Genomic DNA, 25186 nt, shown 5'->3' with positions numbered 1-25186 from the left:
TGACGATTTCTTTACGGGTGTTGTTCCTCTGTCGGATCAAGGACTTCGGGTTCGACGACGCATGCGGCTTGTGTGGGCGTCGATGCGATGAACCACGCGAAGAGCATCAGTACGGCAGCGAATGCAAAGCACAGCACGGTGATCGAAACGTTGGCGATGCCGCGCGGCGGGTGCGCGATCGCGTGCACTTGCAGCGGCGCTTCGACAGGCGGCGTGGGCATGGCTGGTGGCGCGACCATCGCTTCGATCGTTTCGATCTCGGCCGTCCATCGAAAGCCGAAGCGCGGCACGGTGCGGATCGCGCGCTGCTCCTGGCCGTCGTCGCCGATCGCGCGGCGCGCGCGCAGCACGATCTGCGCGAGCTGCGCATCGGATGCGTCGCGACGACCGAACACCGCACGCACGAGTTCGTCGCGCCCGACGGCGCGGTCGCGATGTTCGATGAGGTACCGCAGGCATTCGAACGCGCGCGCAGGCAGCGCCTGCGGCACGCCGTCGCGGAGCAGTTCGCGCCGCGCGGGATCGAGCATATGCGGGCCGAAGCGCCAGCGCAGGGTCGACGGATCGTGTGGATGGGGCATCGCGTGTCGCACCTTCCGCACGTGGAGGGACATGCGGCAGGCGACCGATGGTAGGCAGGGGCCTGCGTGAAAGCCCGCCAAATAATTAATTAACTTCCGCCGGTTATGGCGGTGGTCAGCCGGGGTTGGGTTCGCCGGACCCCGGACCCATAATGGCCACGATGGAGATCAAGTCCGCCAACCCCGAACACGGCTTCCAGTTTCCCGGCACGTTCGAGCTGTCCGCCATGGGCTCGGCCGACAAGGACCTGCAGGCCGAACTGCCGAAGCTGCTGATGGACGCGGGCATCGACGTGCTTCGCGAATCGGTGAGCTGGAAGCATTCGTCGAACGGCAAGTACGTCTCGGTGCGCATCGCCTTCAAGGCCGACTCGCGCGAGCAGTACGACCTCGCGCACGAAGCGTTGCGTGCGCATCCCGAGGTGAAGTGGACGCTGTGAGCGTCGTTGCCGCGCCGCGTGCGGAGACCGTCGCGCGCGACGCGCTCGTGCGCGACCTGGGCCGCATGGCCTACGAACCCGTGTGGCGCGCGATGCAGGCGTTCACCGACGCGCGCACCGAGGACACGCCCGACGAACTCTGGCTGGTCGAACACGACCCGGTCTTCACCCTCGGCCAGGCCGGCAAGCCCGAACACGTGCTGATGCCCGGCGACATCCCGGTCATCCACGTCGATCGCGGCGGCCAGGTCACCTACCACGGCCCCGGCCAGATCGTGGCCTACCCGCTGCTCGACCTGAAGCGGCTGAAAGTAGGCGTGCGCGAATACGTCGACCGCATCGAACAGGCCGTCATCGACACCCTCGGCGACTGGAACATCACCGCCGCGCGCCGCGATGGCGCGCCCGGCGTGTACGTGAACGAGGCCAAGGTCGCGGCGCTGGGCATCCGCGTCCGCCGCGGCTGCACCTTCCACGGCCTCGCCTTCAACATCGCGATGGACCTGGAACCCTTCCGTCGCATCAATCCCTGCGGTTACGCGGGGTTGCAGGTGACTTCGATGCTCGACCTCGGCGGTCCCTCATCGCTGGAAGCGGTGAAACCGCGGCTGCTCGAGCACCTCGCCGTACAATTCGGACTCCGGCTGCAGCCGGGTTCCCCCGCACTCCCGACGACCCTCCCATGAGCGATCCCACGTCCAAGGCCATCCCGCTGACCGTTGTCGGCGAGTCGCGCGCACCCGGTGAGCTCGTGCCCGGAGAGAAGCAGATCGCGGGCGACAAGATCGCGCGCTCGCCGGTGCAGTTCGCCGACGCGCCGGTGTTGCGCAAGCCCTCGTGGATTCGCGTGCGTATTCCATCCGGCAACTCGGTCGCCAACCTCAAGGCCAAGCTGCGCGAGAACCGCCTGGTCACGGTGTGCGAGGAAGCGAGCTGCCCGAACATCCACGAGTGTTTCAGCCACGGCACCGCGACCTTCATGATCCTCGGTGAGGTCTGCACGCGTCGCTGCTCGTTCTGCGACGTCGCCCACGGCCGCCCGAAGCCGCCGGACGCCGGCGAGCCGCTGCACCTGGCGACGACCATCGCCGACATGGGCCTGAAGTACGTCGTCATCACCTCCGTCGACCGCGACGACCTGCGCGACGGCGGCGCCCAGCATTTCGTCAACTGCATCAGCGCGGTGCGCCACCACAGCCCGCGCACCAGGATCGAGATCCTCACGCCGGACTTCCGCGGCAAGGGCCGCATGGACCGCGCGCTGGAAATCCTCGCGACCAACCCGCCCGACGTGTTCAACCACAACGTCGAGACGGTGCCGGACCTCTATTCGAATGTGAGGCCTGGTGCGGATTACACGTGGTCGCTGACCTTGCTGAAGAAGTTCAAGGCGCAGCACCCGGACGTGGCGACCAAGTCCGGGATCATGCTCGGCCTCGGCGAAACCATGGAGCAGGTGCAGGCGACGCTGCGCGACCTGCGCGCGCACGACGTCGACATGATCACCATCGGCCAGTACCTGCAGCCGAGCCCGCACCACCATCCGGTGCTGCGCTACTGGACGCCGGAGGAGTTCAAGGAACTCGAGGTGTTCGGCATGTCGCTCGGGTTCACCCACGTGGCGTCGGGCCCGCTGGTGCGTTCGTCGTACCACGCCGACCGCCAGGCGATCGACGCCGGCTTCGTGGCGGCGTGAAACCGGCAGTTCAGCGCAGGTTTTCCCGTTAACGGAACCCGAACCCTGAACCCCCACTCTCACGCTTTGCCGCTGGCGCACCGAAGAAACTTTCGGCACTGTCGGCCTATCGACCCGAGTCGCAGTCTGGACTCGCCGTCTTTGCCGCGGCACCCCGTTGTTCCCCTATAGGCCTGCCCCCACGCGGGCCCGGAAGCGCCCATGAAGCTCAGCAAGACCCTGCCTGTCCTCGCCTTCGCCTTCGCCCTCAGTGCGCCGATCGCACTGCTCGCCAGCGCGGACAAAGACACCGCACTGCCCGCAGGTCCCACCGCCGCGCAGGCGAAGACCGCCGAGCTCGTGTACGGCCTGCTGTCCGACAGCCGCTTCGCGTATCGCCCGCGCACGCTGGACGACACGCTGTCGCGCGACATCTTCGATCGTTATCTCGAAGCGCTCGACCCGGGCAAGCTGTTCTTCACCGCGCAGGACATCGCCGCGTTCGCGCCTTACCAGGCGAAGCTGGACGACGCGATCAAGAGCGGCCGGATGGATGCGCCGTACGCGATGTTCACCGTGTACAAGCAGCGCGTCGCCGAGCGCGTGGGAGAGGCGCGCAAGCAGCTGAAGACCGACAAGTTCGATTTCACCGGCACCGATCGCTACGAATACGATCGCGAGAAGGCGCCGTGGGCCACCGATGCGCAGCTCGACGCGCTGTGGCGGCAGTCGGTGCGCAACGACTGGCTGCGCCTGAAGCTCGCGGGCAAGGAACCGGCCGAGATCCGCAAGACGCTCGACAAGCGTTACGCGAACCTGATCGGCAGCGTCGACGATCTCAACGGCGAGGACGTGTTCCAGACGTTCCTCACCTCGTATGCGAACTCGATCGACCCGCACACCGACTACTTCAACCCGCGCACCGCGGCGAACTTCAACCTCACGATGTCGCTGTCGCTGGAAGGCATCGGCGCGGTGCTGCAGAAGCAGGACGAAGTCGTCGTCATCCGCGAGATCATCCCGGGCGGCCCCGCCGCGCGCAGCGGCAAGCTCAAGCCGGGCGATCGCATCGTCGCGGTCGGGCAGGGCACGTCGGGCGAAATGAAGGACGTGATCGGCTGGCGCATCGACGATGTCGTCGAACAGATCCGCGGCGCGAAGAACACGCCCGTGCGCCTGGACGTCGTGCCCGCCGAATCGCTCGCCGATGCCAAGCCCACGCGCATGGTGCTGGTCCGCGACAAGGTGCGCCTGGAAGAACAGGCCGCCAAGGCGCAGACGATCTCCATCCCCGGCACCGACGGCGCGCCCGCGCGCAAGATCGGCGTCATCAAGCTGCCGGCGTTCTACCAGGACTTCGAAGGCCGCCGGAAGAACGCCAACGACTACGCGTCGGCGACGCGCGACGTCGCGCGCCTGCTCGCGCAGCTGAAGGTGCAGAAGGTCGACGGCGTCGTGCTCGACCTGCGCAACAACGGCGGCGGTTCGCTGACCGAGGCGGTCGAACTGACCGGCCTGTTCGTCGACAAGGGCCCCGTGGTGCAGGTCGTCGAATCCGGCGGCCGCGTGAGCGTCGAGGACGACACGCGCTCCGGCGTCGCATGGGACGGCCCGCTCGCGGTGCTGATCAACCGCGGTTCGGCGTCGGCGTCGGAGATCTTCGCCGGTGCGATCCAGGATTACGGCCGCGGCCTCGTCATCGGCGAGACCACCTTCGGCAAGGGCACGGTGCAGAACCTGATCGACCTGGATCGCTGGCCGCAGAACGACGGCGACAAGTACGGCCAGGTGAAGCTGACCATCGCGCAGTTCTTCCGCGTCAGCGGCGGCAGCACGCAGCACAAGGGCGTGGTGCCGGACATCCGCTTCCCGGTGACCGTTGACGCGAGCGAGTTCGGCGAAAGCACCTACGACAACGCGTTGCCGTGGTCGCGCATCTCGCCGGTCGAGCACGTGCAGTACGGCAACTTCGCGCCGATCCTGCCGCGCCTGGACGCGATGCATGCCGCGCGCGTGGCGAAGGACAAGGAATTCCAGTGGTGGTCCGAGGACGTCGCGCAGTTCCGCGAGGAAGCGGCGAAGAAGTTCGTCTCGCTCAACGAGGTCGAGCGCCGCACCGAGCGCGACAAGTTCGAAGCCAAGCGCAAGCAGCGCCAGGCCGAACGCAAGTCGCTGGGCCTGGCGCTGGATCCGTTCGCCGAAACCGATCGCGACGACGGCCTGCAGGCCAACGAACGCAACATCGCCGAGGACGCGGCGCGCGAGAAGCTGGAAGAGAAGCGCCCCGACCCGCTGCTGCGCGAATCCGCCGCGATCCTCGCCGACGCGCTGACCCTGCTCACCGGCGACCAGAAGCTCTCGCAGCAGGTGCTGCCGGCCTCGCGCACGATGGGCCACTGGTCCGAGTAAGCGACGGCCACCGGGCGTAGGCGGCTCTGATGTAAGGGTTTCCCGACGCGCGGATCAACAAGAAACGGATAGCGGGCGCCTCCGGGCGCCCGTATCTTTTTCCCCATGAAGAAGATGGCGATCAAGACGGCGGAAGCGGCGGGCACGGCGGCCAAGCTCGAACGCGCGCGGCAGTTGCTCGAAGCGGGCGACCCCTCGCTCGAAGCGCTGGCCAACAACGTCGGCCTGAGCGCATCGCACCTGCAGCGCAGCTTCACCGCGCGCTTCGGCCTCAGTCCCGCGCAGTACCTCGCGCAGCGCAAGCTCGGCGCATTGCGCGTCGCGTTGCGCGAAGGCGACGACGTGAGCGGCGCGCTCTACGACGCGGGCTACGGTTCGCCGTCGCGCGTGTACGAGGACGGCGCCGCGCGCCTGGGCATGACGCCCGCGCGTTATCGCGCAGGCGGCGAAGGCGAACACATTCGCTGGAGCATCGTCGACACCGCGCTCGGCAAGGCGCTCGTCGCGACCACCACGCGTGGCATCTGCATGGTCGAACTCGGCCACGACGACACGCTGCTCGAACGCAGCCTGCACCTCGAATTCCCGCGCGCCGACCTCGAGCGCGTCGACGCCGGCCGCGACGAATTCCTCGCACCGCGCGTGCGCGCCGTCGCCGACATGCTTGCCGGCAAGACGGCGCACGTCGATCTCGACCTGCTCGGCACCGCGTTCCAGAAGCGCGTGTGGGAAACACTGATGCGCATCCCGCGCGGCGAAATCCGCAGCTACGCCGCGGTCGCCGCGGACATCGGCCAGCCCCGCGGCGCACGCGCGATCGCGAATGCCTGCGCGCACAACCGCGTTGCGATCCTCGTGCCCTGCCATCGCGTCGTACGCGGCGACGGTTCGCTCGGCGGCTATCGCTGGGGTCTGCCGCTCAAGCAGGATTTGTTAAGTCGCGAACAGGAAGCGGCGTAGGTCTGTTTCGTTGACATGTCTTTGGTCTGCTGGCCTAATCGAATCGTCGCCACCGATCGGAGCCTGATGCGTCAGGCGTGGCGATATCGGTAGAGCTTCCCTCTACCCCCAGCCTGGAGCGGGATAAGGCGAAAGCCGAAAGAGTCCACCGAGAACGACTTTGGAAGGCGCCTCCGCAACGGGGCGCCTTCTTTTTTTCAGCGAATCGGGATTGCGTCGCCGTTGATTCGGCGCCGAATCACCGTGCGAACGGCGTAGAGCTTGCCGCGCGGGAGCCGGTTGCGGCTCCAAGTCGGGTCGTAAGCCGAAACGACATGGCAATGGATCTCCCGCTCGTCGTGCGAGGTTTTCCTGATCGTCATGAAGATCGCGATGTGCTCCGCGTCCAGCGTGTAGAACTGCTGCCCGTTGCGACCGAGGAACGCGCGCACGTGTCCGTCGATGAATCCTTCGTGCATGTACCGGGCTGCATCGAAGCTGGTCGCATAGCGCCGAGGACAAAAGTAGCGCTCGTCGCGCAGCAAGCCGACCCGAACGCCGTGTGCCCGCTCATTCGAGAACACGTGCGCGCCGAACGCCACGTGCAGACGCACCGGGAGTCCGTCGAGCTCGAATTCGATGATGAAAGGATCCAGGTGGCTGAGATCGAATCGCTTGCCACCGTCGATGACCGGTGGCCACGCGGGCATCGCACACTCCGTTTCGGCGATGCATCGATGCTGTCATTCGACGTTACGAACAGGTGGTGTCGACGGGCTCGTTGAGTCTCCGTTCTGGCGCGGGCAATCGCGGAATCGTATTGCGCAGCGACGCGAACTATTTCTTCCGCTTCACCGGCGGCCGCGTCGGCAGATGCAATCCCAGCTTGATCGGCTCGAACACCATGCGCGTTTCGTAACGCTTGAGCGTGTCGTCGTTGCCGAACAGGCGTTCGGCGACTTCGCGCGTCGCGGGCAGGCCCGTGGTCGCGAGGATGACGAGGTAATCCCATTCGCCGGCGAGCACGTAGCACTGCTGCACTTCGGGCGCGCCGCGCATGCGCGCGTAGAACGCGGCGTGGTGGCGCGCCGATTCGCGTTCGAGCGCGACGAGCACGGCCGACAGGGTGATGTTGCCGAGCATCGCCGGATTCAGCACCGCGACCTGGCGCATCAGGCCGGTTTCGCGATAGCGCTTGATGCGTCGCTGCACCGCGCTCGCGGACAAGCCGACTTCCTCGCCGAGCGCGGACAGCGTCGCGCCCGCATCCTGCTGCAGCAGCTCAAGCAGCCGGTGGTCGAATTCGTCGAGTGTGATGGGTGTCGACATGGCGCAAGATTCTTGCGCGCAGGCGCACGATTTTTCAAGCGCGATTCGACGGGCGCCGGTAGTCTGTGCCCTCCCGGCCCCCACGTCGGACCTTCCATGCAGGATTCGCTTCTCGCGGCCCTTGCGCGATTTCCGCAGGAATTGCGCGCGCACTACGCACTGATCCCCACCGTCCACGCCCGCTTCCGCCCCGACCCCTGGGACGGGATCCCGAGCGAACGTTTCGATCCGCTCGGCCAGCTGTGGCACGTGCGCGACATCGAACTCGAGGGTTACCACGTCCGCTTCCGCCGCACCCTGGAAGAAGACGCGCCGGTGCTCGCCGACATCGACAGCTACGCGCTGGCCGAGGGGCGCGGCACGCGCGGCCCCGCCGAACTGGCGCTCGCGGAATTCGAAGCCGCGCGCGCGCAGACCATCGCCATGCTCGCCTCGCTGACGCCGGAACAACTCGCGCGGCCCGCGATGTTCGAAGGCTTCGGCCCCGTGACCGTGCGCGGCCTGATGCACCTGCTGTGCAGCCACGACCACCAGCATCTGTCCGGCCTGCAATGGCTCGCCTGCCGCATCGATGCCGCCACTTCCCGCAACGACGCCCCCGAACGACGCACTGCATGAGCACGCCCACCAAGCCCGCTTCCCCGCTCGCCGTCGGCCTCGCGCTCGCCGCGGTCTACATCCTGTGGGGCTCGACGTACCTTGCGATCCGCTTCGCGCTCGAAGGCTATCCGCCGTTCACGCTCGCCGCGATCCGCATGGCGATCGCCGGCGTGTTGATGTACGCGGTGCTGCGCTGGCGCGGCACGCCTGCGCCGACGAAGAAGCAATGGATCACGCTCGCGAAGCTGTCGATCTTCATGGTCGTGTTGTCGAACGCGCTCGTGAATCTCGCGGAGACGCAGGTCGGCTCGGGTCTCGCGGCCATCGCGGTCGCGTCGATGCCGTTGTTCGCCGGCGTGTTCTCGATGATGCGCGGCCGGCATCCTTCGCGCATGGAATGGGCGGGCCTGATCATCGGCTTCCTCGGCGTGATCTGGCTCAGCGTCGGCGGCGAGTTGTCGGGTTCGACGCTGGGCCTCGTGTGCCTGATCATCGCGCCGCTCGCATGGGCGTGGGGTTCGATCTGGTCGCGCGACCAGGACTTGCCGGAACCGTTCATGGCCGCCGCGGGGCAGATGCTCGTCGGCACGCTCTGGCTGGTGCTCGTGGCGGTGGTCGCGGGTGAGCGCATCACCGTGATGCCGAGCGCGGGCGCGACCGCCGCGTTGTTGTACCTCGTCGTCGCCGGTTCGATCTTCGGCTTCACCGCGTACATCTGGTTGCTGCACCACGTGCGCCCGGCGCTCGCGACCAGTTACGCGTACGTCAATCCGCCGCTCGCCGTGCTGATCGGTGCGCTGATCGGCGGCGAAGTGTTCACCTCGCACGACATCGGTGCGATGGCGGTGATCCTCGCCGGCGTCGTGCTGATCACGCTCGCGAAGGCACGCGCGTCGGCAGCACCCGCAGCGCCCGCGCAGCCGCAGGTGCAGCCGCCGCAGCAATCCGCATCGACCCCGCCGCGCGAACGCGCACCCGAGAACGAGCCCGTCGCATGATCCATGCCCACGCCCTCGACCGCCGTGGCCTCGCCATGGCGGTCGGCGCCTTTCTCCTGTGGGGCGTCATGCCGCTGTGGTGGCACCTGCTCAAGTCGGTGCCGTCGCTGCAGATCGTGCTGCATCGCATCGTGTGGAGCGCGGTCCTCGTCGGCCTGTTCCTATGCTGGCAACAGGGCCGCGGCTGGATGCGCGAAGCACTCGCCAAGCCGCGCGTGTGGTGGATGCTCGCGCTCAGCGGCCTGTTGATCGGGTTCAACTGGGGCCTGTACATCTGGGCGGTGAATGCCGGGCACGTGGTCGAAACGAGCCTGGGCTATTTCATCAATCCGCTGCTCAACGTGTTGCTCGGCGTGGTGTTCCTGCGCGAACGCCTCGGTCGCGTGCAGTGGTTGTCGGTCGCGATCGCGACGGTCGGCGTGTTGTGGCTGACGCTGCGCTTCGGCCAGCTGCCGTGGATCGCGCTGCTGCTCGCGGGATCGTTCGCGCTGTACGGATTCATCCGCAAGCTTGCGCACGTCGCGTCGATCCCCGGTCTCGGCATCGAGGGTGCGTACCTGCTGCTGCCGTCCATCGCGTTGCTCGCGTGGAGCGAGACGCACGGGCAGGGCGGCTTCTTCGCGACGCAGGCGGACGGCGGTTACGGTGCGCTGATGGTCGCGCTGCTGATCGTCAGCGGCGCGCTCACGGCGTTGCCGCTGGTGGGTTTCGCGTATGCGGTGCGGCGCGTGCCGCTGTCGGTGGTCGGGCTGCTGCAGTACATCGCGCCGACGATGCAATTCCTGATCGGCGTGTTCGTCTTCCACGAAGCCTTCGATCGCGATCGTGCGATCGGCTTCGCGTGCATCTGGATCGCGCTGGCGATCTTCGCGATCGACGGCGCGTTGCGCGCACGGCGCGCGAATGCGCGCGCTGCTTCGCTCGCGACGGCGTCCGCCACGTCGCGTTGATCCTCCCCCTCGTCGAGAATGCCCCGATGCTGCAGATGCGCCCCAACTGCGAATGCTGCGACGGGGACCTGGCGCCCGATTCACACGACGCGCTGATCTGTTCGTTCGAGTGCACGTTCTGCGTCGACTGCGCGACGACGAAACTCAAGGGCCGCTGCCCGAATTGCGGCGGCATGCTCGCGCCGCGACCCACGCGCGCGGCGCGGCATCTCGCGAAGCATCCGGCGTCGACGCAGCGCGTGCTGAAGCCCGAAGGGTGCGCGCCTTCGGCGTGACGCGCGGCTAGCGTTGGCGCTGCTTGCGCAGCAACGCATCGAGTTCGCGCGTGTTTTCTTCGGAGCGCCGCATGATGGCCTCGGCTGCTGCGAAGTCCCCCGATTCCGCCGCGCGTTCGAGGTCGCGCGTGACCTCGTCCATCTTCGCCATGCTTTCGGCGAAGGCGAAATCGAGGTGGCGCGACCACTGGCGGAACAGCGGCGCCGACGATTTCGCGCGAAAATGGCGCGCGGCCTCCACGATCAACTCGGGGCGCTGGTTGAGCGCATTGAGTGGAATCGACAACAGCACCCACCGCATCCTGCCGCCACGCCACGCGCGATGCTTGAGCTTCCACATCCACGACAACTGTTCGAAGTAGCGGGGGTGTGCGCGCACGGCCAGGTCGAGGACGTGCTGTTCATGGCGCCTGATGGTCACCGTGTGCATCTCGATGCCCGCGATGTCGTCCCACGCGATCGTGCCGAAGGCCGCGTAGTCCAGCCCGCGCGCATCCATCGACAACATCGGGCCGGGGCGCAGCGTGAGTCGCAGCAACTCGAACGAGCAGAACAGGGCGAACGGTACGAGAAGCACCCCGCACAGCAGCAGGATGGGATCGCCGCCGGGCTGGAGGCCCATGGACAAGCTCCAGCCTCCGACCAGGGTCATCGTCACCGTGGCGCCGATCAGCAACACGGGACGATGCGACGCCTCGAAGCGCGACATGCGCTGCAGGTCGGCGACGTCCTGGCGATCGCGTGCGTCGATGCGCTCACCGAGATGCAGCCACACGCGGCGGCAGGCGAACGCCAGCATCAGGCATGCGATGACGACCACGCCCATCCTGGGCGGCATGCGCATCGCGAACACCGCGACCGCCCCGAGCACGCACGCCACCACCACGCCGGCGATCCCGAGGATCGCCACCAGCTTCCTTGCCAAACGCATGTGTCTTCCCCCGACGGCTTCGGGCGGATTCTAGCCCGACATTCGCGCACCAACGGGTGCGTGCAATCGCGCCGCTATTCAGTCTCGACGCCCGCGATGTCCATCACCCAACGCGGCACCGTCGTGTCGCCCATGAAGAACGAGCGTTGCTTGCCTTCCGCCAGCGCCCAGCGATGCAGCCAGCTGATGCCATGCGGTCCGCGATAGCCGTCGACGCGCGCGTAGGCGGGGTCGCGCACGGCTTCCTCCAACGACACGACGCGATAGCCGTGCTGTTGCATGCCGCCGATCAACTCGGGGAATGTTTCGGCGTTGAGTTCGTTGGCGTGCAGCAGCAAAACCTGCGGCACGTTGTACTCGAGCAGCGTCAGCGACTGTTGCTCGAGAAACGCGAGCTTCGCGAGCATGTAGGCCACGTACTCGCTGCGAAGCCGTGCGAGCGTGGCCTGCTTCTCCGCATCCGGTGCAACGCCGTCGAGCGTGCGTTGATACGCGTTCGCCCAGATCCATTCGCCGGTGTTCACCGTGACGGGTGCGGTGCGATAGCCATGCTGCGCGAGGAATGCGTCGAGCGCCGCGCGTTCTTCCGGCGTGCGGCCGTTGCGCAACCACGGATGGCGGAACCACTTCGGGGTTTCGCCGCGTTCGGCGAGCAGCGGGCGCAGCACGCGTTCGCCCTTCAGCACGTCGGCTTCATAGGCCTCGAGGCCAACGGCGTGATAGTCCAGGTGGCCCCACGTGTGATTGCCCAGTTCCCATCCGGCGTCGAGCCACTCGCGCAGCATCGCCACGCGCGCGGGATCGACCTTGCCGTCGACTTCGAGTTCCTTTTCGTTGACGAAGCCGACGCCGGTGACGCCCGACGCACGCACCGCCGCGATCAACTTCGCATGGCGCGCGGCGAACACATCGGGATGCAAACGACCTGCCCATTGCCAGGGCAGGTCGTCGATGGTGATCGCGATCCTGCGATCGACTTCAGGCGTGCGCTTGGGTTTTCCCTTCGCCCCGCCTGCCACCGCGGTGGGCGCGAGCGCACACCAGAGCAGCAGGCAGGCGAGGGCGGCGACGCGCGCGATCATGCCGCGCGCAACGCCTCGGTCACCGGCATGCGCGCTGCGCGTACCGCCGGGAACAGACCGCCGACGAACCCGATCGCCAGCGCCCACTTCAGGCCTTCCCACATCACGCCGGGCGATACCGCGAACTTGAAGGTCAGCTGGCCGACGCCGCCGGCGATCGTCGATGCAGTGAAGCCGTTGAAGATCAGCCACGCGAGCGCGCCGCCGATCAGGCCGCCGAGCAGCGCGAGCAACATCGTTTCCAGCATCACCGCGACCACCACCGGCACGCTGCGGAAGCCGAGCGCACGCAGCGTCGCGATTTCCCGCGCACGCGTCGCCACCGTGGCGAACATCGTGTTGAGCGCGCCGAACACCGCGCCGATCGCCATGATCGAACCGACGACAATGCCGATGATGCGGATGATCTTCACCATCTGCTCGGACTGTTTGGCGAAGTACTCGGCCGTCGTCGTCGCGTCGACATCCAGGCGCGGGTCGGCGTCGAGCGCCGCCTTGAATGCCTTGAATGCCTTCGGACTTTCGAGCTTGGCGATCACCGAGTTGCGCGTGCTGCCGCGGCGATACGCGGCGGACACGATGTCGGCGTCGGCCCACATCTCCGAATCCATCGCATCGCCCGATGCGAACTCGCCGACCACCGTCCACGTTTCGCTGCCAAGGCGGATCTGCTTGCCGACTTCGAGGCCTTCGAACTGGCGCTTCGCGCCCTGGCCCACGATCACTTCGCGGCGACCGCTTTCGAAGCGGCGACCGGCGACGATCTTCAGGTTCGGACGCACCGCGAAGGCCTGGTCGCCGACGCCGCGCAATTGCACGCTGCCGTCTTCGTCCTTGCCGCCGCCCTTGATCGGCAGGTTCGCCGCGACGACGGTTTCCGCCGACGCGAGCGGACGGCCCTGCGCGTCGCGCGCGATGCCGGCCGTGCCCATCACCGCGTTGAGGCTTTCGCGTTCGAGCGTCGACATCACTTCCGCGGCAGACGCACCGCGCAACACCATCACGGTGTCGTCGCTGCCGCTGGCGCGCAACGTCTGCCGGTAGCCCTCGGCCATCGCGAACATCGCCACGAGCACCGCGACGACGCCGGCGATGCCGACCACGATCACCGACGAAGACCCGAGTCGCTCGCGGATCGTGCTGATGCCGACCTGCGCGACCGAAGTCGCCTGCCGGCCGCGACGCGTCACCGCCATCCACACGGCGAACACCACGGAAAGTCCCGCGACGACGAACCACGGCGCGCCGAGCCACAGCCCGATGCCGATGACGACGACGACGAACATCAGCAAGCCGAAGAGGAACGATTTCATCTTGTTCATGGCGATCTCCTCAGCGACCCGACAGCGCGTCGACGATGTTCAGGCGCATCGCCCGCATCGCAGGCAACGCCCCCACCAGCAATCCGATGCCGGCCATCAACGCCAGGCCCAGCAGCCAGCTCGACAAGCCCACCGGCGGCATGTTGATCATCCCCTGCGAACCCGCGCCGAGGATCGGACCGAGCACCGCAGCAAGGCCGAGGCCGAGCACGCCGCCGATCACCACCAGCAACACCGATTCGGCGAGCACCAGCCCCAGCACCGAGTTGTTGCTGAACCCGATCGTCTTGAGCACCGCGAGTTCGGGGATGCGCTCGCGCACCGCCTGCGCCATCGTGTTGCCGGTGAGCAGCAGCAACGTGAAGAACACCGCGCCCATGATCGAACCGACGATCAGGCCGATGTCGGCGGTCTGCTTCATCCAGTTCGCGAACGACGCGGCCTCGGTCATCGTCTTGGTTTCGTTCGGCGAATTGAGCGACAGCGCGTCGATCGCCTTCGATACGCGGTCGGCCTGCACCGGATCCTTCACCCGCACGACGTACCAGCCGACGTCGCCGCGGTTGTAGGGCGTCGACTCGTCGAAGTACTTCCATTGCATGATGATCAGGCCGTCGTACCAGCCGGCCGCCTTCTTGTCCTTCGCGCGCATCGTGCCGACGATTTCGAAGTCCCAGTTCTTCGTGCCGTCGCGATTCGGGAAGATGGTCGACTGCAGCGGGATCTTCTGCCCGACCTTCCAGTTGAAGCGCTTCATCAGCTGTTCGCCGACGAGCACGCCGGTGCGCGTGTTGTTGAACTTCGCGCGCTCCGCCGGATCGACCGCGATCTCCGGATACAGGTCGAGGTAGTTCGGCGCGACCGCGAAGCTGAAGATCTGGTTCTTCGGATCCTGGTAGGCGCCGCCGAACCAGTTCGCGTAGGTCACGGCATCCACGCCATCGACGTTCCTGATGCGCTGGTCGAGCGCGAGCGGCAGCGTCTGGATGAAGGAGAGCTTGGAACCGGTCTGCAGGCGCGACGCACCCGCGACGCTCTTGCCCGCTTCGTTGAAGGATTCGCGCACGCCATTGAGCAGGCCGAACAACAGGAACGCGGCCAGGATCGACAGCAACGTGAGGATGGTGCGCGTCTTGCGGCGGAACAACTCCGCCCAGATCAGATGGAGGTATTTCATCGCGACACCCCTTTAGGCGAACTGCGCTTGTTCGACGAGCGTGCCCTTGTCCAGGTGCAGCGTGTGCCGCGCGTACTCGGCGGCCTTCGGGTCGTGGGTCACCATCACGATCGTCTTGCCGTGCTCGCGGTTGAGCAGCTGCAGCAACTGGAGGATTTCCTCGGCCGACTGGCGATCGAGGTCGCCGGTGGGTTCGTCGCAGATCAGCAGCGCGGGGTCGGACACGATCGCGCGCGCGATCGCCACGCGCTGCTGCTGGCCGCCGGAGAGTTCGTTCGGCTTGTGCGCCTTGCGGTCGCCCAGGCCCACGAGCTGCAACGCGATCTCCGCGTTGCGCTTGCGCTGCGCGCTGCCGAGGTTGGTGAGCAGCAACGGCAGTTCGACGTTCTTCTGCGCCGTCAGCATAGGCATCAGGTTGTAGAACTGGAACACGAAGCCGACGTGGTCGGAGCGCCATTGCGACAGCTGGCCCGCGCTCATCTGGTCGATGCGCTTGCCGCCGACGTCGATCTCGCCCGAAGTGGGCGAATCCAAGCCGCCGATCAGGTTCAGCAGCGTCGACTTGCCCGAACCCGACGGGCCCATCAGCGCGATGAAGTCGCCTTCGGCGATGTCGAGCTGGATGCCGTGGAGGACATCGACCTTTTCCGGGCCGCGTTGGTACGTCTTGTGCAGATTGCGAAGGCTGACGAGCGTGGACATGGGGGCTCCGGGACTGATCGGGATTGGGGATTGGGGATTCGGGATTCGTGAAAGCCGGTACGTCGTTACTCTTCTGTCGTGTTTTCGGGGGTGGCGACGCGCACGCGCGCGCCGTCCTGCAACGTGGCGGGAGGATCGAGAACGACGGTCTCGCCGGCAGAGACGCCGCCGAGCACCTGCTGGCCATTGGCCATCGCGCGACCGAGCTTGAGCGTGCGCTGTTCGGCGACCATCGGATCGCCGCCGGCGACGAAGACGACCTTCACGCCATCGCGTTCGACGATCGCATCGTTCGGCACGAGCGCGCCCGTCGGGCCCTTCGCCATCTGCTGGTTGGCTTCGGCGTCGAGGAAGCTCACGCTCACGCCCATGTCGGGAACGATGCGCGGATCCTTGACCTTGATGGCGACGCGCACCTTCACCGTCGCCTTGCCGCGGTCGGCGGCGGGAATGATGGCGATCACTTCGCCGGGGATCTTCCAGTCGGGATACGCGTCGAGCGTCGCTTCGACCGGCATCTTCGGCTTCACGCGGCCGATGAACGCTTCGCCGACTTCGACCTCGACTTCGAGCGAGTCCATGTCGACGATCGTGCCGATGCCCGTGCGCGTGAAGCCGCCGCCTGCCGACATCGGCGAGACGATTTCGCCCGGCTGCGCGGCCTTCGCGGTGATCACGCCGGCGAACGGCGCGCGCACGACGGTGTTGTCGACGCCCTGGTCGGCGATGCGCAGGCGATCGCTCGCCACGTGCGCGTTGCGTTGCGTGGTGAGCAGTTCGGCGCGCAGCGCGTCGCGTTCGGCGACGGCCTGGTCATGCTGCGCCTTCGAGATGAGCTGCTGTTTCACCAGGCCATCGAGGCGCACGACGTTGGCCTCGGCTTCCTTCAGGCGCGCCTGCACGCCGCCGACCGCGCTCCGCGCGGCGGAGACCTGCGACGACGCGAGTTCGCGTTCGGCATCGGCGTCGACCGGATCGAGCGTCGCGAGGACCTGGCCCGCTTCGACGTGCTGGCCTTCTTCGATCAGCACTTCGCGCACCTTGCCGGTGATCTTCGCCGACACCGTGGCCATGCGACGCGCGACGACATAACCGGTCGCATCGAGCACGGTCGCCGACGCACTGCCACCGTTACCCAGCGCGACGACATCGGCCGTCTGCACCGCGAGCGGTTGTTGCCGACCGAACGCAACCCACGCGCCGATCGACACGGCGAGCACACCCACGCCGACGGCGGCGAGCGCCAGGCGCTTGCGCGAGGACGGCGCCGGCGGCGGTGCACTGCGGTCGATGCGCAATTCCTTCAGCAGGTCGGCGGAGGCGGGCATTGGAGTCGGAACCTCGGGGGTGTTGGACGCAAGGACGTCGGAAGGGCCGTAGTGTGACTCTGCGGCGGGACGGACGCCATTCGACGGGATGCAGGGTACGAACAGGACATGCATCGCGTCACCTGACGCTTGTCATGCGAAGGCCATGAAGCTTGCGACTGAAAGGCGCCGCGGCGCAGGCGCAGCATCCTCCCCACATCCGCAGGGAGATTGCACATGGCCAGCAGTCGCGACGGGGCGCTTGCGCGCCTGCACCAGGCGAGCAAGTCGTACGGCAAGGTGAACGCGCTGCACGGCGTCGATCTCGCGCTGCGCGGCGGCGAACTCCTCGCATTGCTCGGCCCCAACGGCGCCGGCAAGACCACCGCGATCGGCCTGCTGCTCGGCCTGTTGCGCGCGGATGCGGGCACGGTCGAGCTGTTCGGCCAGGATCCGCAGAACATCGATGCGCGCCGCCACATCGGTGTCATGTTGCAGGACGCGAACCTGCCGTCGACGTTGCGCGTCGGCGAATTGATCCGACTGACCAGCAGTTGGTACCCCGCGCCGCGCAGCGTGCAGGAGAGTGCGGAACTCGCGGGCGTCGCCGACCTGCTCGAGCGTCCCTACGGCAAGTTGTCGGGCGGACAGCAGCGTCGCGTGCAGTTCGCGCTCGCACTGTGCGGGCGGCCGCGACTGTTGTTCCTCGACGAACCCACCGTCGGCATGGACATCGAAGCGCGGAGCAAGCTGTGGTCCGCGATCCGCCACCTCGTCGCCGAAGGCAACGGCGTCGTGCTCACCACGCACTACCTGGAAGAAGCCGAAGCGCTCGCCGATCGCGTGTGCGTCATGGCGCGCGGTCGCGTGATCAGCGAAGGCAGCGTCGATGCGTTGCGCGCGCGCGTGGCGATGAAACGCGTGCGCTGCACGACGCAGTTGCCGATCGAGATCATCGAAGCGTGGCCGGGCGTCGTTGAAGTCACGCGCGAACACGATCGCACGTGCATCGCGACCGAACAGGCCGAATGCGTCGCGCGCCGCCTGCTCGCGCTCGACGCGGAACTCGCGGACCTCGAGATCCGCGCCGCGGGCCTGGCCGAAGCGTTCACCGAACTCACCCGCGACGACAACGTCGCATCGCTGCAGGAGGCTGCGTGATGTCAACGACCGATCTGTCGATCCTCGCCGAACGACCGCGCACGCTTGCGATGCCGCGCAGCCGCGTGTTGCGTTCTTACCTCGAGGAAATGCGCAGCGAGTGCCTGCGCTATCTGCGCAACCCGGGCTTCATGCTGCCGACGCTGCTGTTCCCCACGGTGTTCTACCTGATGTTCGGCGTGTTCCTCGCGCGCCAGGGCGAGGAAGCCGCGCGCTACCTGCTCGCGTCGTACGGCACGTTCGGCGTGATGGCGCCGGGCCTGTTCGGCTTCGGCGTGTCGATCGCGCTGGAACGCGAGAACGGCCTGCTGACGCTGCGCCGCGCGCTGCCTGCGTCGCAGGTCGCGTATCTCGCCGGCAAGATGGCGATGTCGATGCTGGTGGCGGCGGGCGTGCTGACGTTGCTGACGCTGCTCGCGGTGTTCGTCGCGCATGTGCCGCTGACCGGTGCGCAGATCGCGCACCTGTTCGCGAGCAACGTGCCGGGCGTGCTGCCGTTCTGCGCGCTGGGCCTGCTGCTCGGTACGCTCGTGAAGGGCCAGGCCGCGCCGGCGCTGATCAACATGCTGTACCTGCCGATGGCGTTCCTGTCGGGACTGTGGTTCCCGCTGCAGGCGTTGCCGAAGCCGATCCAGGCGATCGCGCCGGCCCTGCCCAGCTATCACCTCAATGCCCTGGCGCTGGATGCGGTCGACATCGCGAGCGTGCGCGCGCTGCCGCACGTGCTCGCGCTGGCCGCGTTCACCGTCGTCGCGTTGTGGCTCGCGGCGCGGCGCCTGCGCAAGGCGGGCTGAGCCGGTAGCATCCTCGCGCATGCACGCCGAAGCGCACCCGACCTCCGCCAATCCCGCCGCGCGCCTGTTCGCGCGGCTGGGCTTCGCGCCCGCGCCCGACTCGATCGCCGCCGAAGCCAGGCGCATCGGACGCTCGCCGCTGAAGGAAGGCGTGCACCTGCTGTGGTCGTTCTGGGTGTTCGTCACGCCGATGATGGGCGGACGGTACTCGTGGAAGTGGCTGGTGCTCACGCTGGTGTCCTATCCGATCTTCGTGGCGTTGTACGCGAAGGTGTTCGTCGCGCCGCGCCGCCACGCGAATTGGTACCCGCTCGGGATGGCGGCGCTCTGCTTCGTGCTGATGCCGTGGTATCCCTCGGGGATCAGCTACTACGTGTTCGGCTGCGTGATGGCCAACGCGGGACGTCGCGCGCATTTCCCGTCGTGGTTCGCGCAGTGGGCGTTGCTCACGGCGATCTTCATCGGCCTGGGCTGGTGGATCGGCTATCCGTGGCAGGTCACGGTCTGGATGCCGATCATGACGCTGATCATCGGCGCGATCGTCAACGTCGAGCGATCGAGCGAACAGAAGGACGTCGCGCTGCGCCTGTCGCAGGACGAAGTGCGGCGCCTCGCGGCGACGGCCGAACGCGAACGCATCGGCCGCGACCTGCACGACCTGCTCGGCCACACGCTGTCGCTGATCACGCTGAAACTCGAACTCGCGCGCAAGCTGCACGAGCGCGACCCGCCCGGCTCGCTGCGCGAACTCGAGGAAGCCGAACGCGTCGCACGCCACGCGCTGGCCGAAGTGCGCAGCGCGGTGACCGGCATCCGCAACGCCGACCTCGCCGCCGAACTCGCGTCCGCGCGGCTGCTGCTCGAATCCTCGCGCGTGCACCTGGAGTACGGCGCGCCACCCGCCGGCCTGCCGCCGGATATCGAACGAGGCCTCGCGCTCGTGCTGCGCGAAGCGGCGACGAACATCGCGCGCCACGCCAATGCGACGCGCGCCCGCATCGCCTTCGACACCGACGCGCGCAGCGTGAGCATGTGCGTCGAAGACGACGGCCGCGGCGGCGTGTCGGTCGACGGCAACGGCCTGGCCGGCATGCGCGATCGCGTGCGCGCGCTGGACGGCACGCTCAGCATCGAATCGCCGCGCGGCGGCGGCACGAAGGTCCTCGTGCGCGTGGGCGTGCCCGCATGATCCGCATCCTCCTCGCCGAAGACCAGGCGCTGGTGCGTGGCGCGTTGTCCGCGCTGCTGTCGCTCGAAACCGACATCGAAGTCGTGGGCGCGGCCGCCGACGGCGAAGCCGCGTGGCGCGAACTGCAGCGCCTCAAGCCCGACGTGCTCGTCACCGACATCGAAATGCCGGGCCTGTCGGGCCTCGAACTCGCGCAACGCATCCAGCGCCAGGCGCTGCCGGTGAAGGTCGTGATCGTCACGACGTTCGGCCGCGCGGGTTTCCTGCGCCGTGCGCTCGACGCGGGCGTGTCGGGTTACCTGTTGAAGGACGCGCCCGCGGAAGATCTCGCCGAAGCCTTGCGCAAGGTGCACCGCGGCGGCCGCGCGATCGACCCGCAACTCGCGATGGATGCGTGGACCGAAGCCGATCCACTCAACGATCGCGAGCGTCAGGTGTTGCGCCTCGCGGGCGATGGCATGTCGGCGACGGAAATCGCGGCGAAGCTCAATTTGTCGAGTGGGACCGTGCGGAATTACCTGTCCGAAGCGATCGGGAAGCTCGGCGTAGGGAATCGCATCGAGGCGTACAGGTTGGCGCGGCAGAAGGGATGGCTGTAGGGCCCGGGAAACGAGAAGCGGGAAACAAGAAGCGGGAAACGGGAAACCAACCTTCGCTTCGGCCGACAGTCTTTCGGCCGAGGCGGGAATCCACCTCCCGTTTCCCGCTTCTTGTTTCCCGTTTCCCTTCGTCGCCTCAACCAAACCGCTGCTTCAACACCCCCCACGCCGCACGCAACCCCTGCGCCTCGCCACCCGCCGGCTTGCCCGGTCGATCGCTGTCATTCCACGCATACACGTCGATGTGCGCCCACGGCTGCGTCGACGGCACGAAGCGTTCGAGGTACAGCGCCGCGGTGATGCTGCCCGCCATGCGCGACGGTCCGCCGTTGGCGAGGTCGGCGATGCTGCTGACGAGGTAGCGCAGGTACGGACGCCACAGCGGCATGCGCCACAGCGGATCGCGCTCTGCGTTCGCTGCTTCGAGCCAATCGGTCGCGACCGATTCGTCGTTCGCGTACAGCGCCGGCAGGTCGGGACCGAGCGCGATGCGCGCGGCGCCCGTGAGCGTGGCGAAATCCACGAGCAGCGCCGGCTTGTCTTCCACCGCGCGCGCGAGCGCATCGCACAGCACGACGCGGCCTTCGGCGTCGGTGTTGTCGATCTCGACCGACACGCCGAGGCGTGTGTTGAGCACGTCGCCCGGGCGATAACTCTGCGGGCCGATCGCGTTTTCGACCGCCGGCACCAGCAACGTGAGCCGCACGGGCAGGTTGCGCGCCATGACCAGGCCCGCGAGCGCAATCGCATGCGCCGCGCCGCCCATGTCCTTCTTCATGTTGCGCATGCCGTCGGCGGGCTTGATGTCGAGGCCGCCGGTGTCGAAGCACACGCCCTTGCCGACGATCGCCAGCTTCGGCGCGCCCGCGTCGCCCCAGTGCAGCGCGATCAGGCGCGGCGCGCGATGCGACGCGCGGCCGACCGCATGGATCGCGGGGTAGTTGTGCTTGAGCAGGTCGTCGCCGCTGACCACTTCGATGTGGCCGCCATGCGCTTCGGCGAGTTCGCAGCACGCCTGTTCGAGCTGGTCAGGGCCCATGTCTTCGGTGGGCGTGTTGACGAGATCGCGCACGCGCACGCTTGCGGCGAGCACGTCGAGCGTTTCGGCATCGATGGTGTCGGTGACCAGCCGCGCGGGCGCGCGCAGCGGCGCCTTGTAGCGCGTGAACTTGTAACTGCCGAGGCCCCAGCCAAGTTGCAGCGCGCGCTTCGCGTCGTCGGCGAGTTCGGTCGCGAGCGCCCAGTCGCCAGGCGGCAGCGCGAACGGCGCATGCGCGTAGGAGAACGGATCCTGCGGATCGCCGATGCCGAGCACCGCGCCCGCGACGCCGCCGTTGCCCGGCAGCAACAGCACGCTGCCGGAGACCGCGTTGAACGTCTGCGCGTCGATCCACGCCCCGAGTTCCGGCAACTGCAGCCTGCGCCACGCGTCGAACCCCGTGCGCTCGACGCAGTACAGCGGCAGGCCGCGCACGCTGTCGGTGGTGAAGCAATCCGGGGTTTTCACGGGTGGTGCGGTCATGCGACGTTGTCCTGTGCGTGCGTCTGCGAGTGCGCGTCCAGCCAGTCGGCCAGCGCATCGAGGGTGTGGAAGGCGAGGTCGGGGCGCACGTGTTGATACGGCCACGTCGGCTGCGGATGCAGGTCGTCGCGATGGATCCAGCACGTGCGCAGGCCCGCGCGCGCGGCGCCGACCACGTCGAGGTCGATGTCATCGCCCACGTGCAGCACGTGCTGCGGCGCTTCGCCCAGGCGTTCGCATGCGGCCTGGAAGATGCCGGGATCGGGTTTCGAAGAACCGTGCTGCGCCGCGCCGAGCTGGAACGCGAAGTGCGAATGCAGGCCGATGCGGCGCAGGTCGGCGTTGCCGTTGGTGACCGCCGCGATCGGCACGCGCGCGGCGATGCGTTGCAGCGCTTCGATCGCGTCGGGATAGCACTCGACGCGATTGCGTTCTGCGTAGAAGGCTTCGAACGCCGGTTCGACGTGCATCGGATCGTCGCCCGCCAGGTCCATCGCGCGCGCGAGCGTGAGCTTGCGCAGCGTGCTGAAGTCGTGGGCGAGATGCGGGTGCTCGGCGTTGATGACTTCGCGCAGGCGGCGCATTTCATCGACGGGGAAGCGTTCCGCCGTACGCGGGCAGTTGGCCAGCAGCCAGTCGTGCAGGACGTGCTCGACGCGTGCGCCGATCGGCGCGAACGGCCAGAGGGTGTCGTCGAGGTCGAGGGTGATGGCGCGGATGTGCAAGTTCACCCGGGCATTCTATGCCGGTGCTGCACTGCGCCGCGTCATTCGAGCAGCCGGGCCCAGCCTTCCAGTCCCTCGATGCGGGCGAGCACCAGCTTCACGCACACCAGCAGCGGCACCGCGAGCAGGAGGCCGATGATCCCCCACAACCAGCCGAACACCATCAGCGACAGGATCAGCACCAGCGGCGAGAGCGCCATGCGCTTGCCGAGCACGATCGGCGTGATCAGCTGCCCCTCGAGCGTGTGCAGGCCGAGGTAGAGGGCGGCGGGCGCGAGCGCCTCCAGCGTTTCGCCGAAGCTGACGAACCCCATGAGCAGCATCACCAGGATGCCGATCAGCGGCCCCACGTAGGGCGCGAAGTTGAGCAGGCCCGCCATCGTGCCCCACAACAGCGCTTCGTCCGCCGGCAGGTCGAGCAGGAAATACAGCAGCCCGGCGAACACCAGGCCGACGATCACGTTGATGATGCTGATGGTCAGCACGTAGCGCGAGATCTCGGTCTCGATCGCGTGGAGGATCTCCACCGTCAGCTTCTTCTGCTGTCGGCCGGGCAACAGCGCGATCGCGTTGCGTTGCAGATCGCCGCCGTACACCATGAAGAAGAACGTCAGCAGCACCACCGCGAGCACGGACGCCACGGCGCGCGGCGTCGCGATCAGCACGCGGTAGGGATCGTTCACCTCGGTCTTGACGATCTGCACCTTGCCGGCGGTTTCGCCACCGGCGGCGCGCGCGATGTTCTCGGCGGCGCGGCCCGCTTCGGTCATCGGCTTGGTGAGCGAGCGCAGCTTCGGCGCGATGCCGCGCAATTCCTTCGGCACTTCGCGAATCCATTCCGCCCCCGGTTGCGCGAGTTCGCGGCCGAGCATGTACGTCGAGAACATGCCGAGGCCGAGCACCAGCAGCGCGGCGAGGAAGCGCGGGATCCAGATGCGACGCAGCAACCGGATAATCGGGTTGCCGACCAGCGCGAAGAACATCGCGAGCAACACCGGCAGCAACAACGCCTGCGCGGCGTAGAGCGTGTAGGCGACGCCGAGGACCGCGAGCACGATGGCTGCGTTGGACGAACGTGGACGCGGGGGTTGTGGCGCCGGTTCGGGTGGGTCGGTCTCGAAGGTGTAGCTCATGGCGCGGGCGCCTGTTCGGCGACATCCTCCGCGCTGTCCGCGGCGTCCTCGGCCTTGGCCGCGGCGGTCGTGGCCTGCGTGCTCGCGAACATGCCCGACAGCGCGGTGAGCAATTGCAACAGGCCGCCGCCGCGCGCGGCTTTCTTTCCGGGTTCGAGCCTGCCGACGAGGAAGCCGGTGACCAGGCCCGCGATCACGATGCGTCCCGGCGTCCATGCATCGCGCCACGATCCCTTCAACTGGCGAAAGTCGGCAGCGGCCTGCCGCTCCTTCGCTTCGAGCGCGGCTTCGGCCTGGCTGACCTTGGTGACGAGCGCTTCGAAGCTCACGGTGGACTCTGCAATTGGGATGTGGGGATGCTGCGGGGCGGCGGGCTCATGGCGGCGTGACGTCGACACCGAGGCCCTTCTTCTTCGCGCCGCCGTTGGTCTTCTCCGCGACTTCCTCGGCGCCTTGCTCCGCGCTCTTGCCGGAGCCCGCGGACGGCATCATGTCGGCGAGTTCGCCGATGCCCAAACGCGCGAGCTGGCGCCGCGTCGCCTTGAACCGCGTGTGTTCGAAGTAGCGCATGCCGAGCCAGCCCGCGAGCGCGGCGATCACCAGGCTCGCGCCACCGGTGAGCAGCAGCGAGAACCACCACGCCCAGCCGAGGTTGATCGACAGCCACGCGATCAGCGCGGCCATCAGCAGCAACCACGCGGAGGCGCCGAACACGATCGCCAGCGCCGTGAGCGCGAGCGTGCGCCCGAACGCGCTGCGCGCGAGCGAGACGTCGGCGGTGAACAGGATGCGGAACGCGGTCGCCGCTTCGCGACCCGCGGCCCAGGTCGCGCGGCCGGTGTCGCCGAGTTCCTTCAGCGCATCGGCGATGCCGGGCGCGGCGCGCTCGCGCGCGCCGTCGTCGGTCGTTCCTTCGTCCGCGTTCTCGCCGGTCATCGCGTCGTCGCGCGCTTACTTGTCGCTGCTGCGACCGAGCTTGGCGATGATCCAGCCCGCGGCGAAGGCGACGCCGAAGGAGGCGAGCGGACGTTCGCGGATCAATTCGGCCGCGCTGTCGATCAGGTCGCGGCCCTTGTCCATCAGCGCGTCCATCTGCTCGCGCGAGGCGTCGCCGAGGTTCTCCGCGGCGGAGATCGAGGACAGCGTGCCGTCGGCGAGTTCGGCCTTCATCTGCGCCTTGCCTAGGCGCATCTCGTCGCCCGCGGCGGAGGCTGCGCCCTTGAGCGCATCGCCGGCGGCGACGGCCGCGCCCTTGAAGTGCGTGCCGGCCTCGTTGAGGTCCTGCTTCATCGCGTCGGTGGCGCGACCGTTGTTGTCGGGGGACATGCGCGTTCTCCTTGCGTGGG

The 25186-nt window shown here is 67.7% G+C and carries 28 protein-coding genes; 13 read left to right on the top strand and 15 right to left on the bottom strand.

Annotated features, from left to right (window positions below; genetic code table 11):
* Positions 1-11: 11 nt before the first annotated feature.
* Positions 12-581 (bottom strand): winged helix-turn-helix domain-containing protein, encoded by a 570-nt coding sequence (locus LK996_RS07230; protein WP_230526446.1) that lies wholly within the window; start codon positions 579-581, stop codon positions 12-14.
* A 161-nt stretch (positions 582-742) separates the two neighbouring features.
* On the opposite strand from LK996_RS07230, the gene LK996_RS07225 reads away from it, so the two are divergent.
* The 5 genes from LK996_RS07225 to LK996_RS07205 all read left to right on the top strand — a co-directional run bounded on the left by LK996_RS07225 (position 743) and on the right by LK996_RS07205 (position 6065).
* A complete protein-coding gene (locus tag LK996_RS07225; RefSeq protein WP_230526863.1) occupies positions 743-1021 on the top strand; it encodes a DUF493 family protein in 279 nt (92 codons plus the stop codon).
* Positions 1009-1707 (top strand): lipoyl(octanoyl) transferase LipB, encoded by a 699-nt coding sequence (gene lipB / locus LK996_RS07220; RefSeq protein WP_425493712.1) that lies wholly within the window; start codon positions 1009-1011, stop codon positions 1705-1707. The genes LK996_RS07225 and lipB overlap by 13 nt, the downstream gene beginning before the upstream one ends.
* Entirely contained in the window at positions 1704-2717 is a 1014-nt protein-coding gene (gene lipA, locus LK996_RS07215) for a lipoyl synthase (RefSeq protein WP_230526445.1), read from the top strand. Before lipB ends, lipA begins: the two co-directional genes overlap by 4 nt.
* A 201-nt stretch (positions 2718-2918) precedes the next feature.
* Positions 2919-5105 carry a carboxy terminal-processing peptidase gene (locus tag LK996_RS07210; protein WP_230526444.1) on the top strand — a complete coding sequence of 729 codons (2187 nt, stop codon included), beginning with the start codon at positions 2919-2921 and terminating at the stop codon, positions 5103-5105.
* A 105-nt stretch (positions 5106-5210) separates the two neighbouring features.
* Positions 5211-6065, top strand: coding sequence for a methylated-DNA--[protein]-cysteine S-methyltransferase (locus LK996_RS07205; protein ID WP_230526443.1), 855 nt, complete (start codon positions 5211-5213; stop codon positions 6063-6065).
* Positions 6066-6262: 197 nt separating this feature from the next.
* On the opposite strand, the gene LK996_RS07200 is transcribed toward LK996_RS07205, so the two are convergent.
* Together LK996_RS07200 and LK996_RS07195 are read right to left on the bottom strand one after the other, a co-directional pair.
* Positions 6263-6754, bottom strand: coding sequence for a hypothetical protein (locus LK996_RS07200; protein WP_230526442.1), 492 nt, complete (start codon positions 6752-6754; stop codon positions 6263-6265).
* 127 nt (positions 6755-6881) lie between these two features.
* Complete coding sequence (locus LK996_RS07195; protein ID WP_230526441.1) at positions 6882-7373, bottom strand: Lrp/AsnC family transcriptional regulator; 492 nt, start codon at positions 7371-7373, stop codon at positions 6882-6884.
* A gap of 96 nt (positions 7374-7469) precedes the next feature.
* On the opposite strand from LK996_RS07195, the gene LK996_RS07190 reads away from it, so the two are divergent.
* The 4 genes from LK996_RS07190 to LK996_RS07175 are packed head-to-tail and all read left to right on the top strand — an operon-like array spanning position 7470 to position 10196.
* Positions 7470-7991 carry a DinB family protein gene (locus LK996_RS07190; RefSeq protein ID WP_230526440.1) on the top strand — a complete coding sequence of 174 codons (522 nt, stop codon included), beginning with the start codon at positions 7470-7472 and terminating at the stop codon, positions 7989-7991.
* Positions 7988-8971, top strand: coding sequence for a drug/metabolite exporter YedA (gene yedA, locus LK996_RS07185; RefSeq protein ID WP_230526439.1), 984 nt, complete (start codon positions 7988-7990; stop codon positions 8969-8971). Before LK996_RS07190 ends, yedA begins: the two co-directional genes overlap by 4 nt.
* A complete protein-coding gene (gene rarD, locus LK996_RS07180; protein WP_230526438.1) occupies positions 8968-9921 on the top strand; it encodes an EamA family transporter RarD in 954 nt (317 codons plus the stop codon). Before yedA ends, rarD begins: the two co-directional genes overlap by 4 nt.
* A gap of 26 nt (positions 9922-9947) precedes the next feature.
* A complete protein-coding gene (locus tag LK996_RS07175) occupies positions 9948-10196 on the top strand; it encodes a DUF1272 domain-containing protein (protein WP_230526437.1) in 249 nt (82 codons plus the stop codon).
* Positions 10197-10203: 7 nt separating this feature from the next.
* Here the strand turns inward: LK996_RS07175 and LK996_RS07170 are convergent, their stop codons facing one another.
* The 6 genes from LK996_RS07170 to LK996_RS07145 all read right to left on the bottom strand — a co-directional run bounded on the left by LK996_RS07170 (position 10204) and on the right by LK996_RS07145 (position 16738).
* Positions 10204-11127, bottom strand: coding sequence for a hypothetical protein (locus LK996_RS07170; RefSeq protein WP_230526436.1), 924 nt, complete (start codon positions 11125-11127; stop codon positions 10204-10206).
* A 74-nt stretch (positions 11128-11201) separates the two neighbouring features.
* Positions 11202-12209 carry a polysaccharide deacetylase family protein gene (locus LK996_RS07165; protein ID WP_230526435.1) on the bottom strand — a complete coding sequence of 336 codons (1008 nt, stop codon included), beginning with the start codon at positions 12207-12209 and terminating at the stop codon, positions 11202-11204.
* Positions 12206-13522, bottom strand: coding sequence for an ABC transporter permease (locus LK996_RS07160; protein ID WP_230526861.1), 1317 nt, complete (start codon positions 13520-13522; stop codon positions 12206-12208). The genes LK996_RS07165 and LK996_RS07160 overlap by 4 nt, the downstream gene beginning before the upstream one ends.
* Before the next feature lie 19 nt (positions 13523-13541).
* Positions 13542-14708 (bottom strand): ABC transporter permease, encoded by a 1167-nt coding sequence (locus LK996_RS07155; protein ID WP_230526434.1) that lies wholly within the window; start codon positions 14706-14708, stop codon positions 13542-13544.
* A 12-nt stretch (positions 14709-14720) separates the two neighbouring features.
* Positions 14721-15410 (bottom strand): ABC transporter ATP-binding protein, encoded by a 690-nt coding sequence (locus LK996_RS07150; RefSeq protein ID WP_230526433.1) that lies wholly within the window; start codon positions 15408-15410, stop codon positions 14721-14723.
* Between the two features lie 65 nt (positions 15411-15475).
* Positions 15476-16738: an efflux RND transporter periplasmic adaptor subunit gene (locus tag LK996_RS07145; RefSeq protein WP_230526432.1), complete on the bottom strand. Its 1263-nt coding sequence runs from the start codon at positions 16736-16738 to the stop codon at positions 15476-15478.
* A gap of 216 nt (positions 16739-16954) precedes the next feature.
* Between LK996_RS07145 and LK996_RS07140 the strand changes: the two genes are divergently transcribed.
* The 4 genes from LK996_RS07140 to LK996_RS07125 are packed head-to-tail and all read left to right on the top strand — an operon-like array spanning position 16955 to position 20460.
* The gene (locus LK996_RS07140; protein ID WP_230526431.1) at positions 16955-17878 is read left to right on the top strand and encodes an ABC transporter ATP-binding protein; all 924 of its coding nucleotides are present in this window, start codon (positions 16955-16957) and stop codon (positions 17876-17878) included.
* Positions 17878-18672: an ABC transporter permease gene (locus LK996_RS07135; protein WP_230526430.1), complete on the top strand. Its 795-nt coding sequence runs from the start codon at positions 17878-17880 to the stop codon at positions 18670-18672. Before LK996_RS07140 ends, LK996_RS07135 begins: the two co-directional genes overlap by 1 nt.
* A 19-nt stretch (positions 18673-18691) precedes the next feature.
* On the top strand, positions 18692-19861 hold the full coding sequence (locus LK996_RS07130; protein WP_230526429.1) for a sensor histidine kinase: 1170 nt from the start codon (positions 18692-18694) through the stop codon (positions 19859-19861).
* A complete protein-coding gene (locus LK996_RS07125) occupies positions 19858-20460 on the top strand; it encodes a response regulator transcription factor (protein ID WP_230526428.1) in 603 nt (200 codons plus the stop codon). The genes LK996_RS07130 and LK996_RS07125 overlap by 4 nt, the downstream gene beginning before the upstream one ends.
* A 136-nt stretch (positions 20461-20596) precedes the next feature.
* Here the strand turns inward: LK996_RS07125 and LK996_RS07120 are convergent, their stop codons facing one another.
* The 6 genes from LK996_RS07120 to LK996_RS07095 are packed head-to-tail and all read right to left on the bottom strand — an operon-like array spanning position 20597 to position 25166.
* Positions 20597-21982 (bottom strand): leucyl aminopeptidase family protein, encoded by a 1386-nt coding sequence (locus LK996_RS07120; RefSeq protein ID WP_230526427.1) that lies wholly within the window; start codon positions 21980-21982, stop codon positions 20597-20599.
* On the bottom strand, positions 21979-22713 hold the full coding sequence (locus LK996_RS07115) for an HAD family hydrolase (RefSeq protein ID WP_230526426.1): 735 nt from the start codon (positions 22711-22713) through the stop codon (positions 21979-21981). Before LK996_RS07115 ends, LK996_RS07120 begins: the two co-directional genes overlap by 4 nt.
* Positions 22714-22748: 35 nt before the next feature.
* Entirely contained in the window at positions 22749-23840 is a 1092-nt protein-coding gene (locus LK996_RS07110) for an AI-2E family transporter (RefSeq protein ID WP_230526425.1), read from the bottom strand.
* The gene (locus tag LK996_RS07105) at positions 23837-24169 is read right to left on the bottom strand and encodes a protein sip-5 (protein WP_230526424.1); all 333 of its coding nucleotides are present in this window, start codon (positions 24167-24169) and stop codon (positions 23837-23839) included. The genes LK996_RS07110 and LK996_RS07105 overlap by 4 nt, the downstream gene beginning before the upstream one ends.
* 46 nt (positions 24170-24215) lie before the next feature.
* Positions 24216-24776: a phage holin family protein gene (locus tag LK996_RS07100; protein WP_230526423.1), complete on the bottom strand. Its 561-nt coding sequence runs from the start codon at positions 24774-24776 to the stop codon at positions 24216-24218.
* 15 nt (positions 24777-24791) lie between these two features.
* Positions 24792-25166, bottom strand: a complete 375-nt coding sequence (locus LK996_RS07095; RefSeq protein WP_230526422.1) for a hypothetical protein — start codon at positions 25164-25166, stop codon at positions 24792-24794.
* Between the last annotated feature and the right edge of the window lie 20 nt (positions 25167-25186).

Origin of the sequence: Noviluteimonas lactosilytica (genome assembly GCF_020866925.1) — a bacterium.
In the GTDB taxonomy this organism is placed as follows: domain Bacteria; phylum Pseudomonadota; class Gammaproteobacteria; order Xanthomonadales; family Xanthomonadaceae; genus Noviluteimonas; species Noviluteimonas lactosilytica.
This window is presented reverse-complemented; position numbering and strand designations above follow the sequence as displayed.